The organism is Streptomyces anatolicus (assembly GCF_019400875.1).
Classification (GTDB): domain Bacteria; phylum Actinomycetota; class Actinomycetes; order Streptomycetales; family Streptomycetaceae; genus Streptomyces; species Streptomyces anatolicus.
Genome location: NZ_WMBF01000023.1, coordinates 1 through 14288 on the forward strand (window position 1 = coordinate 1; position 14288 = coordinate 14288).

Here is a 14288-nt window from a genome sequence, read left to right on the forward strand (position 1 = left end):
GAACAGCACGCCCACCACGCACGCCCACCGATAACCGATAGGGGACACCATGCAGATCGCCATCGCCCTGTACGAGCGCTTCACCGTCCTGGACGCGATAGGGCCGTACCAGACGCTGTACGGCCTTCCCGGCGCCGAGACCGTCTTCGTGGCCGAGCAGGCGGGCCCCGTGCGCGACGACGGCGGCAACCTCTCGCTCCTCGCCGAGAAGACCTTCGACGAGGTCCGGCGCCCCGACATCGTGGTCGTCCCCGGCGGCCCCGGCCAGAGCGACCAGATGGAGAACGAGGCGCTCCTCGGCTGGCTCCGCGCCGTCGACGCCACCACGACCTGGACGACCTCGGTGTGCACCGGCTCGCTCGCGCTGGCCGCCGCGGGTCTCCTCAAGGGCCGCCGCGCCACCTCGCACTGGCTCGCCCTGGCCGAACTGGACCGCCTCGGCGTCCGGTCGACGGGGGAGCGGGTCGTCTTCGACGGCAAGTACGTCACGGGGGCGGGCGTCTCCGCGGGCATCGACATGGGGCTCGCCCTGGCCGGCAGGATCGCGGGCGACGAGCACGCGCAGACCGTACAGCTCCTGACGGAGTACGACCCGCAGCCGCCTTACGACGCCGGGTCCCCGGAGAAGGCGCCCGCGCACATCGTGGCGAGGTTCCGCGACGGCAGCCGCTTCGGTCAGTAGCGGCCGCCCGGCCGGGCGGGCGGTGCGCTCGCAGGTCAGTCGGCGGGGGCGCTCCACGTGAAGCGCGGCTGCCTGCGCTCCAGGAAGGCGGCGACGCCCTCCGCGGTGTCGCCGTCGGGGCGGGCCTGCTCGGCCGCCCAGTAAGCGTCCCGGTCGGTGCGCCCCGCGGTGAACTCCTTGGCCGCCGCCTGCGTCAGCTGTGAGCGCGAGGCGAGGACGCGGGTGAACTCCGCCACCCGCTTGTCGAGGCCGCCCGCGGGCAGCACCTCGTCCACGAGGCCGGTCCGCAGCGCCCGCTCCGCGCCGATCAACTCACCGGAGAAGAGGAGGTACTTGGCGGTGGCGGGGCCCACCAGCGACACCAGACGCCGGGTGGACGACGCCGGGTAGACGATCCCGAGCTTCGCGGGCGTGACCCCGAACGAGGCGTCCTCGTCCGCGAAGCGCAGATCGCACGCGCCGGCCAGCTGGCAGCCGCCGCCCACGCAGTAGCCGCGCACCGCGGCGAGCGTCGGCTTGGGGAAGCCCGCGATCGCCTCCTCGGCCCGCACCGCCAGCTCCTGGGCCTCCTCGGGAGCCCGCCGCAGCGAGGAGATGTCGGCGCCCGCGCAGAACGTGCCGCCCTCCCCGGTGAGCACGACGGCGCGTACGGCCGGGTCGGTGGCGAGCCCCGCGAACAGCGTCGGCACCTGACGCCACATCCGCGCGGTCATGGCGTTGCGCTTGGCCGGATGGTCGATGACGACGGTGGCGACGCCGTCCGTGACGGTGTGCCTCAGCTGCGGCTCCATGCGCCGGATGCTATCCGCACCCCTCGAACGTACGATCAAGAAGGGGGCGACCCGCAGGCCTGGGAGACCGCGAGGCCCGCAAGGCCTGAGAGCACGCGAGGCCGCAAGGCCTGAGAGCACGGAGGCGCTGATGGCCGGACGCAGGGACGCCAAGAACGCCAGGGGCACCAAGGGTGCCGGCACCACCACCGGGCCCCAGGGCGCCCGCCTCAGCCGCGGCTTCGGCTGGCTCGCGCTGCTGGGCGTGATCCTGGCGGTCGCCGGGATCGTCGGCCTCGTCTACGTGGGCGTCGCCACGCTGACCTCGATGCTGCTGTTCGGCTGGCTCCTGCTGGTCGGCGGGCTCGTCGGGCTGCTGCACGCCGTCCAGTCGCGGGGCAGCAGCTTCTTCTGGCTGGGCGTGGTGGTCGCCGCGCTGAACCTCGCCGCGGGCGTCGTGATCATCCGCAGGCCCGAGGTGGCGGCGGAGGCGCTGACCATGTTCGCGGCCCTGCTCTTCCTGACCGGCGGTGTGTTCCGCCTGGTCGGCAGTCTGGTGGTGCGCGGCCCGCAGTTCGCCCTGACGCTGCTGCAAGGCGCCTTCGGCCTGCTCATCGGCGTCCTGGTCCTCGCCGAGTGGCCCAGCAGCAGCCAGTACGTCATCGGCTGCTTCTTCTCGCTTGCGCTGCTCTTCGACGGCCTCGGACTGATCGCCACCGGCATCGGCGGCCGCCGCATCGTGAGCCTCGTACAACCTGAAGAAGCCTCGGAAACACCACGAGGCGGGCAGGATCAGTCGCACATCTGACGCTGTCATACGCCCGCGATCAAATTCCGCCGATAATCGCTGACTTCTGGTCAGTAGCACGGTCCGAACCAGCGCGTTCCCAACACTCGATGTGTGGTGACAATCGAGCGCGAGGGCGGCGACCGGACGATGGCGAACGACGGGAGGGGGCCCGGCCCGCTCCCCAGGGGCGACGGACGGGCGCCGCACGAAGACGGGCAGGTCGGGCAGGTCCCGTACGAGGGCCGACAGGCGCCGTACACAGACGGACAGGCGCCGTACGAAGGGGTGTGGCGCTTCACCGCCCCCGCCGTCGACGCCTCCGTCCCCCAGGCACGGCACGCGGTGCGCGACCTGCTGGCCCGGCAGGGTGTACCGACGTCGGACGACCTCATCCAGGGGCTGCTGCTCATCGTCTCCGAGCTGGTGACCAACGCGGTGCGCCATGCCGCCCTGCTCTCGCCGATGCTCGCCGTGGAGGTCGCGGTCGGCGCCGAGTGGGTGCGGGTCTGCGTCGAGGACGACCATCCCTACCGCCCGACGGCACTGGAGGCGGACCACGGGCAGACGGGCGGCCGCGGACTGCTCATCGTCCGCGAGATCACGCGGGAGGCGGGCGGCGCCTGCGACGTCCAGCACACCGCGAGCGGGGGCAAGGTCATCTGGGCGGCCCTGCCCCTGAAGCCCACGTCCGGATAGGGGCTCCTACCAGCCCGCCGAGGGCCCGGTCAGCTCCTTGATCGCGGGCCGCGCCGCGTCCAGGACGGTCATGAACCACGCCGAGAACGGCCCCTTCTCGTGCCGGGCCTTCAGCTCGTCGGCCGTGACGAACGCGGTCTCGCCGACCTCGGAGGCGTCCGGGCGCAGCGGCGACTGGACCATCCCGACGAAGAGATGGTTGAACTCCTGCTCCACCAGGCCCGACTCCGGGTCCGGGTGGTTGTAGCGCACGGTGCCCGCCTCGGCGAGCAGGGAGGGCGAGACGCCCAGCTCCTCGTACGTGCGCCGGGCGGCCGCGGCGAACGGCGCCTCGCCCGGGTAGGGGTGGCCGCAGCAGGTGTTCGACCAGACGCCGGGGGAGTGGTACTTGCCGAGCGCGCGCTGCTGGAGCAGGAGCCGGCCCTGCTCGTCGAAGAGGAAAACGGAGAACGCCCGGTGCAGCTGCCCGGGCGCCTGATGCGCGGAGAGTTTCTCCGCTGTGCCGATCGTCCTGCCGTCCTCGTCGACGAGTTCCAGCAAGATCGCTTCTCCGGTGCCGTTCGACGAGCTGTTCGTCGCGGTGGCAGGTGTGATCGGCATACCCATCCTTCGCTTTGGTTCGAGCCTCAAGTCTGCCGTACGTTCCCGGCACTACAGGCACTCCGGGACCCGCATGTCCCGGCGCGCGGAAGCACGGCGGGACTCGATCAGGAGCTTGCGGGCCGCAGGACGTAACCCGTGTAACCGAACTCCGACCCGTGCTCGCGCCGCATCGCGATCTCCTCGCGCGTGGCGGCGAGCGCCTCGGCCATCCCGGGGACGTCCGGGTCCGCCGCGTCCGCGCGGGCGGCCAGCGGACCGTAGTACTCGTCCCAGTCGGACTCGGGCTGCGGATACACGCCGAGCACGGAGTATCCGGCGCCGGTGGCGGCCCGCACGTTCTCCTCGCTCGTACGCAGTGTGTAGTGCTGCTCCCAGAAGGCGCGCGCGGCGGCGGACGGCTCGGGGGTCGTCCACTCGCACTCGGTGACCACGAGCGCCCCGCCGGGCGAAAGCAGGCGCCGCCAGGTGCGCAGGGCGGTGTCGAAGCCGATGCTGTAGGCCGAGCTCTCCGCCCAGACGAGGTCGAACGAACCGTCCGGATAGGGGAGTTCGGCCATGTCGGCCTTGACGGTGGTGATCGATCCGGTGAGCCCGCGCTCGTCGGCGGACGCACGCAGCTCGTCGAGGAACGGCTCGTGCAGATCGACCGCGGTCACCTGCGCGCCGGTCTCGGCGGCGAGCAGGAGCGCGGCACGGCCGGGCCCGCACCCCAGGTCGAGCACGCGCGGCCGCTCGGGCAGCCCGCCCGCGAGGGAGAGCAGCCGGCGGGTGGTGTCGTCGGAGCCGGGGCCCTGCCGCGGCAGGCCGTGGTGCAGGGCGAAGAAGGCGTCAGCGACGGAGGAAGCGTGGTCGGTCAACGTGGGAAACCCTTGAGTCGTAGGGAGGAATGAACTGCTCAGTGATTCAGTGGCAGAGCTTCGCCTCGTGCTCCGCGTGCCCGCTGGGCTCCAGCTGGAACGTGCAGTGCTCCACATCGAAGTGGTCGCCCAGGCAGCCCTGGAGCTCGTGCAGCATCTTCTCGTGGCCGATCGAGTCCAGGGTGTCGGAGCCGACGACGACGTGGGCGGAGAGCACGGGCATGCCGGAGGTGATCGTCCAGGCGTGCAGGTCGTGGACCTCCTCGACGCCCGGCAGGGCGAGTATGTGGGCCCGCACCTCCGCCATGTCGACGCCCTCGGGCGCCGACTCAAGCAGAACGTTCAGCGTCTCCTTCAGAAGCTTGACCGTACGCGGGACGATCATGACGCCGATGACGAGCGAGGCGATCGGGTCCGCGGCCTGCCAGCCGGTGAGCATGATCACGGTCGCCGAGACGATGACCGTCACCGAGCCGAGGGTGTCCGCCACGACCTCGAGGAAGGCGCCGCGCACATTGAGGCTGTCCTTCTGGCCGCGCATCAGCAGCGACAGCGAGATCATGTTCGCGACCAGGCCGAAGGCGCCGAAGAAGATGGCGAGCCCGCCCTGGGTGTCGGCCGGGGTGATGAACCGCTCGATGGCTTCGTAGAGCACATAGCCGCCCACGCCGAGCAGCAGCAGACAGTTGGCGAGCGCCGCGAGTATCTCGGCGCGGGCGTAACCGAAGGTGCGGCTCTCGGTGGGCGGCCGGTTCGCGAAGTGGATGGCGAGCAGGGCCATGCCGAGGCCCAGCGCGTCCGTCGCCATGTGCGTCGCGTCCGCGATGAGCGCCAGCGAATCCGCCATGATGCCGCCCACGATCTGGGCGACCATCACGGTGATCGTGATGCCGAGCGCCACCCGGAGCCGCCCCTTGTAGGCGTTGGCCGCCGTCCCCGTGGCCGGTGCCCCGTGCGTGTGTCCGTGATCGTGCCCAGCCCCCATGGAGCCCGCCTCCCGCGTCGGTCGTCGTTCTGCTGTTCGGTCGTCGCGCGACCACAGTGAACTACGGGTGGGGGGTATCTGGCAACGCGGCACTGAACACCGTTGTCATCTGCTCTGACCTGCGAAAATGGCAATGATTACCGACTGGGGAAGCGGTGCAGGTCAGCGCCGCGCGACGATCAGTGGCGCGCCGCTTCGGGGTGGTGCAGACACCATCCCGCCCACGCCGACTCGACCATCTCGCGCACCCCGCGCCGGGCCGTCCAGCCCAGCTCGGCGGCGGCAAGCCGCGCGTCGGCCACGGCACGCGGCGCGTCACCGGCGCGCGCGGGCTCGACGAGCGCCGGGCGGCGGTCACCGCTCACCTCGCCGATCAGGTCGATCAGTTCGCGCACGGAAACGCCCTCGCCCCGGCCGATGTTCACCGTCAGATCGCCCTCACCACCGCCGGCGAGCCGCCGGGCCGCCGCCAGGTGTGCCTCCGCGAGGTCGGACACGTGGATGTAGTCGCGTACGCAGGTGCCGTCCGGGGTCGGATGGGTGTCGCCGAAGATGCGGGGCGCCTCGTCGCGGGTGAGGCGGTCGAAGACCATCGGGATCACGTTGAAGACGCCGGTGTCCGCGAGCTCGGGGGCCGCGGCGCCCGCCACATTGAAGTAGCGCAGACAGACCGTCGCGATGCCGTGCGCCCGCCCGGCCGCCCGCACCAGCCACTCCCCGGCGAGTTTCGTCTCGCCATAGGGGCTGACCGGCGCGCAGGGAGTGTCCTCCCCGACGAGGTCCACGTCCGGCGGGTTGCCGTACACCGCGGCCGACGACGAGAACACGAACCGCCGCACGCCCGCCTCGGCCACCGCTTCGAGCAGCGTCGTCAGACCGCCCACGTTCTCCCGGTAATAGCGCGCGGGCTGCTCCACCGACTCGCCGACCTGCTTGCGCGCCGCGAGGTGGACCACGCCCGTGACCTCGTGCTCGGCGAGGACCTGGCGCACCAGGCCGCCGTCGAGAGCGGAGCCCTTGATGAGGGGTATGTCCGCGGGCAGCCGCCGCGGCACTCCCGAGGAGATGTCGTCCAGTACGACGACGTCCTCCCCGGCCCCGGCCATGACCCGCGCCACATGTGCCCCGATATATCCGGCCCCGCCGGTGATCAGCCATGTCATGGGCGCCCACCCTAAGGGCCCGCGCCGCAACTCCCTAAGCGAGCGCTATGCGGGCAAGCCGGGCACCAGACGGGCGCGGTTTGGAGGGGCGGCCCCCCATCCACCATGATGATCGCGAAGGCCGAGGCCCTCGCAGGCCGCCCTGAGAGCCTGTGTCATCACCCCGGCCGGGGTACGACAAAGGCTCTATCGGGGCGTGAACGGGTGGTGAACGCCCGCTTCTCATCATCCGATAGCCTCTGCCGACGTGCCGCCCGGCCGCCATGGCCAGGGGCGCCCCCCTTACGCACGTGCCCGGCGCGAGCCGCGCCGGGAATCAAGGAGTGAGTTCGTCTGTCGACCGCCATCCTCACCGGTCAGCCGGTCCCCGGGTCGCCGCTCGAAGGTGATCTGCGGTCCCTCGGCTTCGACGTGCGGGTCGCCTCCGACGCGGCGGACGCCGAGACGCTGCTCGCCGCCGTGCCGGGCGACCAGCGGGTCGCCGTCGTCGACGCGCGCTTCGTCGGTCACGTCCATGCCCTGCGCCTGGCCCTCACCGACCCCCGCTTCGCCGCCTCGGCGGTACCCGGCGCCGTCACCGCCAAGCCGCAGGCCCGCAAGGCCCTGACACGCGCGCTGCGGGCGAGCGCCGCCACCGGCGGCATCCTCACCCTCGACGCGCTCCCGGACTCCATCGCCGCGGCCATGGAGGCGGAGACCTCCGAGGGCACGGACGTGCACCGCCCCGACCTCGGCACCCTCGTCGCCACCGTCCCCACCGACCCCCAGACGCGCAACGAAGCGCGGCAGGCCGTCGCCTCCGTAGACGACGAGGCCGTACGCCTGCGCACCGCGGTCAAGTCGCGGGACGGCTTCTTCACGACGTACGCCATCAGCCCGTACTCCCGCTACATCGCCCGCTGGTGCGCACGCCGGGGCCTGACCCCGAACCAGGTCACCACCGCCTCGCTGCTCACCGCCCTGATCGCGGCGGGCTGCGCGGCCACCGGCACCCGTGGCGGCTTCGTCGCGGCGGGCCTGCTGCTGATCCTCTCCTTCGTCCTGGACTGCACCGACGGGCAGCTCGCCCGCTACTCCCTGCAGTACTCGACGCTCGGCGCCTGGCTGGACGCCACGTTCGACCGCGCCAAGGAGTACGCCTACTACGCGGGCCTCGCGCTCGGCGCGGCCCGCGGTGGCGACGACGTATGGGCACTGGCGCTCGGCGCGATGGTCCTCCAGACCTGCCGGCACGTCGTGGACTTCTCCTTCAACGAGGCGAACCACGACGCGACCGCCAACACCAGCCCCACCGCCGCCCTCTCCGACAAGCTCGACAGCGTCGGCTGGACGGTCTGGGTGCGCCGGATGATCGTGCTGCCCATCGGTGAGCGCTGGGCGATGATCGCCGTGCTCACCGCGGTCACCACCCCGCGCGTCACCCTCGTCGTCCTGCTCATCGGCTGCGCGCTCGCCGCCTGCTACACCACCGCGGGCCGTGTCCTGCGCTCGCTGACCCGCAAGGCCACCCGCACCGACCGCGCCGCGACGGCGCTGGCCGACCTCGCCGACAACGGCCCGCTCGCCTCGGCGTTCGCCGCGCTCAACCTCCCCGCCTGGCTGCGGCCCGCCCCCGCGCTCGCCTTCGCCGGGGGAGCGGCGCTCGTAAGCGTGGCCGCCTTCACGACGTACGGCAGCCCGTGGGTGGTCGTCGGCGCGGTGGTCTACGTCGTCCTGTCCGGTCTGGCGCTCGCGCGGCCCCTCAAGGCCCCCCTCGACTGGCTGGTCCCGCCGTTCTTCCGCGCCGCCGAGTACGGCACGGTCCTGGTGCTCGCGGCCAAAGCGGACGTGAACGGGGCGCTACCGGCGGCTTTCGGACTGGTGGCCGCGGTCGCCTACCATCACTACGACACGGTGTACCGCATCAAGGGCGGCACCGGCGCGCCGCCGGCCTGGCTGGTGCGCGCGATCGGCGGCCAGGAGGGCAGGGCCCTCGTGGTCGCCCTGGCCGCGGCCCTGCTGTCACCCGCAGATTTCACCGTCGCGCTCACGGCACTCGCCGTGGCCGTGGCACTCGTGGTGCTCGTCGAGAGCATCCGCTTCTGGGTCGCCGCTGAGAAAAAGGGCGCACCCGCCGTACACGATGAAGGAGAACCCGCATGATCGGCCTCGTGCTGGCGGCCGGCGCCGGACGGCGTCTTCGCCCTTACACGGACACGCTGCCCAAGGCCCTGGTGCCCGTCGATGGTGACACCACCATCCTCGACCTGACGCTCGGCAACTTCGCCGAGATCGGTCTCACCGAGGTCGCGATCATCGTCGGCTACAAGAAGGAGGCCGTCTACGAGCGCAAGGCGGCCCTGGAGGCGAAGTACGGCCTCAAGCTGACCCTGATCGACAACGACAAGGCCGAGGAGTGGAACAACGCCTACTCCCTGTGGTGCGGCCGTGACGCCATCAAGCACGACGTGATCCTCGCCAACGGCGACACCGTGCACCCGGTCTCCGTCGAGAAGACGCTGCTCGCCGCCCGCGGCAACGGCCAGAAGATCATCCTCGCCCTCGACACGGTGAAGCAGCTCGCCGACGAGGAGATGAAGGTCATCGTCGACGCCGACAAGGGCGTCCAGCGCATCACCAAGCTCATGGACCCGTCCGAGGCCACCGGTGAGTACATCGGCGTCACCCTCATCGAGGGCTCCGCCGCCGAAGAGCTGGCCGACGCCCTGAAGACCACCTTCGAGCGCGACCCCGACCTCTACTACGAGGACGGCTACCAGGAGCTGGTCAACCGCGGCTTCAAGGTCGACGTGGCCCCCATCGGCGACATCAAGTGGGTCGAGATCGACAACCACGACGACCTCGCCAAGGGCCGGGAGATCGCGTGCCAGTACTGACGAGGCTCATCCCCTCGCCGGTCGTCGTCGACATCCGGCCGGGGGCGCTCAACGACCTGGCCGGTGTCCTCGCCGACCAGCGGATCTGCTCGTCGACCGGCAAGCTCGCCATCGCCATCAGCGGTGGCTCCGGCGCGGTGCTTCGCGACCGGCTCATGCCGTCGCTGCCCGGCGCCGAGTGGTTCGAGGTGGGCGGCGGCACCCTCGATGACGCCATCAAGCTCGCCGACGCCATGAAGAAGGGCCGCTACGACGCGGTCGTGGGCCTCGGCGGCGGCAAGATCATCGACTGCGCCAAGTTCGCCGCGGCGCGCGTGGGCCTGCCGCTGGTCGCCGTCGCGACGAACCTGTCGCACGACGGCCTCTGCTCGCCCGTCGCGACCCTCGACAACGACGCGGGCCGCGGCTCGTACGGTGTGCCCAACCCCATCGCGGTCGTCATCGACCTCGATGTGATCCGTGAGGCACCCGCCCGCTTCGTGCGCTCCGGCATCGGCGACGCGCTCTCCAACATCTCGGCGATCCGGGACTGGGAGCTGGCCGCCCGCGAGCGCGGCGAGGACATAGACGGCCTCGCGGCCGCCATGGCCCGGCAGGCCGGCGAGGCCGTGCTGCGCCACCCCGGAGGCGTCGGCGACGACGGTTTCCTCCAGGTCCTCGCCGAAGGTCTGGTCCTCACCGGCATCGCGATGTCCGTGTCGGGCGACTCCCGCCCGGCGTCCGGCGCCTGCCACGAGATCAACCACGCCTTCGACCTCCTCCACCCCAAGCGCGCCGCCAGCCACGGCGAGCAGTGCGGCCTCGGCGCGGCCTTCGCGATGCACCTGCGCGGTGCCCGCGAGGAGTCGGCGTACATGGCATCGGTGCTGCGCCGCCACGGCCTGCCCGTACTGCCGGAGGAGATCGGCTTCACCGTGGAGGAGTTCGTGAAGGTCGTGGAGTTCGCTCCGCAGACCCGCCCGGGCCGCTACACGATCCTGGAACACCTCGACCTGTCCACCGACCAGATCAGGGACGCATACGCCGACTATGCAAAAGCCATCGGTAGCTGAGCTCCGCCCGGTTGTTCACCCCCCGGGGGTGAAGGACCGGCGCAGCGGCGAACACTGGGCCGGCCGGCTCTACATGCGCGAGGTCTCCCTGCGCATCGACCGGCACCTGGTGAACACGCGGGTCACGCCCAACCAGCTGACCTACGTGATGACCGTCGCCGGCGCCCTCGCCGCCCCGGCCCTGCTGGTGCCGGGGATCACGGGCGCCGTGCTCGGCGTGCTCGCGGTCCAGCTCTATCTGCTGCTCGACTGCGTCGACGGCGAGATCGCCCGCTGGAAGAAGCAGTACTCGATGGCGGGCGTCTACCTCGACCGCGTCGCCGCCTACCTGTGCGACGCCGCGGTCCTGGTCGGCTTCGGCCTGCGCGCCGCCGACCTGTGGGGCACCGGACGCATCGACTGGCTGTGGGCCTTCCTCGGCACCCTGGCCGCCCTCGGCGCGATCCTGATCAAGGCGGAGACCGACCTCGTCGGCGTCGCCCGCCACCAGACGGGCAAGGAGCCGGTCAAGGAGTCGGCGTCCGAGCCGCGCTCCTCCGGTATGGCGCTGGCCCGCAAGGCGGCCGCCGCGCTCAAGTTCCACCGGCTGATCCTCGGCGTCGAGGCGTCCCTGCTGATCCTGGTCCTCGCGATCGTGGACCAGGCCCGCGGCGACCTGTTCTTCTCGCGCGTGGGCGTCGCGGTCCTCGCGGGCATCGCGATGCTCCAGACCCTGCTCCACCTCGTGTCCATCCTCGTATCGAGCAGGTTGAAGTGAACACCCCGGCACAAGAGCTGAAGGTCGGCGCCGTCATCATCACGATGGGCAACCGGCCACAGGAGCTGCGCGCCCTCCTCGACTCGGTCGCCAAGCAGGACGGCGACCCGGTCGAGGTGGTCGTGGTCGGCAACGGCGCCCCCGTCCCCGAGGTCCCCGAAGGCGTACGCACCGTCGAACTGCCCGAGAACCTCGGCATCCCCGGCGGCCGCAACATCGGCATCGAGGCGTTCGGGTCCGGCGGCACCGACGTCGACATCCTGCTCTTCCTCGACGACGACGGCCTGCTCGCGAACACGGACACGGCACGGCTGTGCCGCGAGGCCTTCGCCGCCGACCCGAAGCTCGGCATCATCAGCTTCCGCATCGCCGACCCGGACACCGGCGAGACCCAGCGACGCCACGTGCCCCGGCTGCGGGCCTCCGACCCGATGCGCTCCTCGCGCGTGACGACGTTCCTCGGCGGCGCCAACGCCGTCCGTACGAAGGTCATCGCCGAGGTCGGCCCGCTGCCCGGCGAGTTCTTCTACGCGCACGAGGAGACCGACCTCGCCTGGCGCGCCCTGAACGCCGGCTGGATGATCGACTACCGGTCCGACATGGTGCTCCTGCACCCCACGACCGCCCCCTCCCGGCACGCGGTCTACCACCGCATGGTGGCCCGCAACCGCGTCTGGCTCGCCCGCCGCAACCTCCCCGCGCTCCTCGTCCCGGTCTACCTGGGCGTCTGGATGCTCCTCACCCTCGCCCGGCGCCCCTCGCGACCGGCCCTGAAGGCGTGGTTCGGCGGCTTCAAGGAGGGCTGGACCACCCCGTGCGGCCCGCGCACTCCCATGAAGTGGCGTACGGTGTGGCGGCTGACGCGACTGGGCCGCCCTCCTGTCATCTGACAAGCTCGGATCTGAGAGCATCTGGGCCATACCCCGGTCCCTGGCCCACGCCTACGCCCGACCGGCTGCGCATCTGAAGACGAAAGTTTCCACTCGTGAGTGAGACAACGCATGACGGCGGAGTCGCGGTGACAGCATCCCCGTCGACACCGCCGCCCGATGACGGGCTCTCCCGCGCCGAACTCGCCGCCAAGTACGGTCTGACCGTCAGCGGCGCACGGCCCGGACTTTTCGAGTACGTCCGCCAGCTCTGGGGACGGCGCCACTTCATCCTCGCCTTCTCCCAGGCCAAGCTCACCGCCCAGTACAGCCAGGCCAAGCTCGGCCAGCTGTGGCAGGTGGCGACGCCGCTCCTGAACGCGCTCGTCTACTTCCTCATCTTCGGCCTCATCCTGGACGCCGACCGGGGCTTCGAGCGCGAGGTCTACATCCCGTTCCTGGTCACGGGTGTCTTCGTCTTCACCTTCACGCAGAGCTCGGTGATGGCGGGCGTCCGGGCGATCTCGGGCAACCTCGGCCTGGTGCGCGCGCTGCACTTCCCGCGCGCCTCGCTGCCGGTCTCCTTCTCGCTCCAGCAGCTCCAGCAGCTGCTCTTCTCGATGATCGTGCTGTTCATCATCACGATCGGCTTCGGCAGCTACCCCAGGCTGTCGTGGCTGCTGATCGTCCCGGTCCTGGTGCTCCAGTTCCTCTTCAACACCGGCCTCGCGATGATCATGGCGAGGCTCGGCAGCAAGACCCCCGACCTCGCGCAGCTGATGCCCTTCGTGATGCGTACGTGGATGTACGCATCCGGCGTGATGTTCTCCATCCCGGTCATGCTCAAGGACCACCCCGCCTGGATCGCGGACATCCTCCAGTGGAACCCGGCCGCCATCTATATGGACCTGATGCGCTTCGCGCTCATCGACGGCTACGGCTCCGAGAACCTGCCGCCGCACGTCTGGGCGGTCGCGGGCGGCTGGGCCCTCCTGCTCGCCGTCGGCGGCTTCGTGTATTTCTGGAAGGCTGAGGAGCGGTACGGCCGTGGCTGATGAGAAGACCCCCGACCTCGACAAGGGCGGTAACGCCTCCAAGGCGCACATCCCCACCGTCATCGCCGACGAGCTGCACATCGTCTACCGCGTCAACGGCGCGAAGACCGGCAAGGGCAGTGCCACCTCCGCGCTGAGCCGCATCCTCAGGCGCGGCGAGGAGCGCGGTGTGCGCAAGGTGCACGCCGTGCGCGGCGTCAGCTTCACCGCCTACCGCGGCGAGGCCATCGGCCTGATCGGCTCGAACGGCTCCGGCAAGTCCACCCTGCTGCGCGCCATCGCGGGCCTGCTCCCCGCCGAGCAGGGCAAGGTCTACACCGACGGCCAGCCCTCGCTGCTCGGCGTGAACGCGGCCCTGATGAACGATCTGACGGGCGAGCGGAACGTCATCCTCGGCGGACTCGCGATGGGCATGTCCCGCGAGCAGGTCAAGGCGCGCTACCAGGAGATCGTCGACTTCTCCGGGATCAACGAGAAGGGTGACTTCATCACCCTGCCGATGCGCACGTACTCCTCCGGCATGGCGGCCCGCCTGCGGTTCTCCATCGCGGCCGCCAAGGACCACGACGTCCTGATGATCGACGAGGCCCTGGCCACCGGCGACCGCAAGTTCCAGAAGCGCTCCGAGGCCCGCATCCGCGAGCTGCGCAAGGAGGCCGGCACGGTCTTCCTCGTCAGCCACAACAACAAGTCCATCCGCGACACCTGCGACCGCGTGCTCTGGCTCGAGCGCGGCGAGCTGCGCATGGACGGGCCGACCGACGAGGTCATCAAGGAGTACGAGAAGTTCACGGGCAAGTAGCCCGATTGCGCCATCGCGGACCCACTCGTTCGAGGACAGGGCCCCGCCGGGATCCCCCCGGCGGGGCCCTGTCGTCCACGCGGGCCCGTCGCGCCCCACCGGTTTCCCAACTTCCCGGCGCACGGGGAAGGTTGACGCCAATCGGTGTGTTGTTGTGATGTGCCGAACACCCCGACGAACCGTGCGGGGTTGTACAACGTAAGCTGTACCGGTGCTGATTCGCGGCAAGTGGGGCGATATGGAGCGATGCCCCGGCCGGGCCACGGCCCGCCTCGGACAGGGCCGGGCGGCGTGTCCGAAATAGGATGTATTGGGTCGGCAGTGTAGAACG

At 70.9% G+C, this 14288-nt stretch carries 14 protein-coding genes and 1 pseudogene; 10 read left to right on the forward strand and 5 right to left on the reverse strand.

The features are described from left to right. The first annotated feature begins 49 nt into the window (after positions 1-49). On the forward strand, positions 50-682 hold the full coding sequence (locus GKQ77_RS04635) for a DJ-1/PfpI family protein (protein WP_219687417.1): 633 nt from the start codon (positions 50-52) through the stop codon (positions 680-682). Positions 683-717: 35 nt separating this feature from the next. Here GKQ77_RS04635 and GKQ77_RS04640 read toward each other — a convergent pair whose 3' ends face one another. Continuing rightward, positions 718-1473 carry an enoyl-CoA hydratase/isomerase family protein gene (locus GKQ77_RS04640; protein ID WP_219687418.1) on the reverse strand — a complete coding sequence of 252 codons (756 nt, stop codon included), beginning with the start codon at positions 1471-1473 and terminating at the stop codon, positions 718-720. 130 nt (positions 1474-1603) lie between these two features. Here GKQ77_RS04640 and GKQ77_RS04645 point away from each other — a divergent pair, with 130 nt between their 5' ends. Next, a complete protein-coding gene (locus tag GKQ77_RS04645) occupies positions 1604-2260 on the forward strand; it encodes an HdeD family acid-resistance protein (RefSeq protein WP_219687419.1) in 657 nt (218 codons plus the stop codon). A gap of 93 nt (positions 2261-2353) precedes the next feature. After that, a complete protein-coding gene (locus GKQ77_RS04650) occupies positions 2354-2938 on the forward strand; it encodes an ATP-binding protein (protein WP_372459828.1) in 585 nt (194 codons plus the stop codon). 6 nt (positions 2939-2944) lie between these two features. Here GKQ77_RS04650 and idi read toward each other — a convergent pair whose 3' ends face one another. From idi to galE, 4 genes and pseudogenes are all read right to left on the reverse strand, one after another. Beyond that, positions 2945-3538, reverse strand: coding sequence for an isopentenyl-diphosphate Delta-isomerase (gene idi, locus GKQ77_RS04655; protein WP_219687420.1), 594 nt, complete (start codon positions 3536-3538; stop codon positions 2945-2947). Between the two features lie 116 nt (positions 3539-3654). After that, positions 3655-4398, reverse strand: a pseudogene (locus GKQ77_RS04660) (class I SAM-dependent methyltransferase); the annotation flags it as partial. Between the two features lie 46 nt (positions 4399-4444). After that, positions 4445-5383 carry a cation diffusion facilitator family transporter gene (locus GKQ77_RS04665; protein ID WP_219687422.1) on the reverse strand — a complete coding sequence of 313 codons (939 nt, stop codon included), beginning with the start codon at positions 5381-5383 and terminating at the stop codon, positions 4445-4447. 179 nt (positions 5384-5562) lie between these two features. Beyond that, positions 5563-6546, reverse strand: a complete 984-nt coding sequence (galE, locus tag GKQ77_RS04670; RefSeq protein ID WP_219687423.1) for a UDP-glucose 4-epimerase GalE — start codon at positions 6544-6546, stop codon at positions 5563-5565. A 333-nt stretch (positions 6547-6879) separates the two neighbouring features. On the opposite strand from galE, the gene GKQ77_RS04675 reads away from it, so the two are divergent. The 7 genes from GKQ77_RS04675 (at position 6880) to GKQ77_RS04705 (ending at position 13957) form a co-directional block, all read left to right on the forward strand. Further along, a complete protein-coding gene (locus GKQ77_RS04675; RefSeq protein ID WP_219687440.1) occupies positions 6880-8688 on the forward strand; it encodes a DUF5941 domain-containing protein in 1809 nt (602 codons plus the stop codon). After that, the gene (locus tag GKQ77_RS04680; protein ID WP_219687424.1) at positions 8685-9422 is read left to right on the forward strand and encodes a phosphocholine cytidylyltransferase family protein; all 738 of its coding nucleotides are present in this window, start codon (positions 8685-8687) and stop codon (positions 9420-9422) included. Before GKQ77_RS04675 ends, GKQ77_RS04680 begins: the two co-directional genes overlap by 4 nt. Beyond that, a complete protein-coding gene (locus GKQ77_RS04685) occupies positions 9410-10474 on the forward strand; it encodes an iron-containing alcohol dehydrogenase family protein (protein WP_030781251.1) in 1065 nt (354 codons plus the stop codon). Before GKQ77_RS04680 ends, GKQ77_RS04685 begins: the two co-directional genes overlap by 13 nt. Continuing rightward, the gene (locus tag GKQ77_RS04690) at positions 10452-11231 is read left to right on the forward strand and encodes a CDP-alcohol phosphatidyltransferase family protein (RefSeq protein WP_219687425.1); all 780 of its coding nucleotides are present in this window, start codon (positions 10452-10454) and stop codon (positions 11229-11231) included. The genes GKQ77_RS04685 and GKQ77_RS04690 overlap by 23 nt, the downstream gene beginning before the upstream one ends. Positions 11232-11248: 17 nt before the next feature. Then, positions 11249-12121 carry a glycosyltransferase family 2 protein gene (locus GKQ77_RS04695; RefSeq protein ID WP_219687441.1) on the forward strand — a complete coding sequence of 291 codons (873 nt, stop codon included), beginning with the start codon at positions 11249-11251 and terminating at the stop codon, positions 12119-12121. A gap of 95 nt (positions 12122-12216) precedes the next feature. Next, positions 12217-13155: an ABC transporter permease gene (locus GKQ77_RS04700; protein WP_219687426.1), complete on the forward strand. Its 939-nt coding sequence runs from the start codon at positions 12217-12219 to the stop codon at positions 13153-13155. After that, complete coding sequence (locus GKQ77_RS04705; RefSeq protein WP_219687427.1) at positions 13148-13957, forward strand: ABC transporter ATP-binding protein; 810 nt, start codon at positions 13148-13150, stop codon at positions 13955-13957. The genes GKQ77_RS04700 and GKQ77_RS04705 overlap by 8 nt, the downstream gene beginning before the upstream one ends. The last annotated feature ends 331 nt before the right edge of the window (positions 13958-14288 follow it).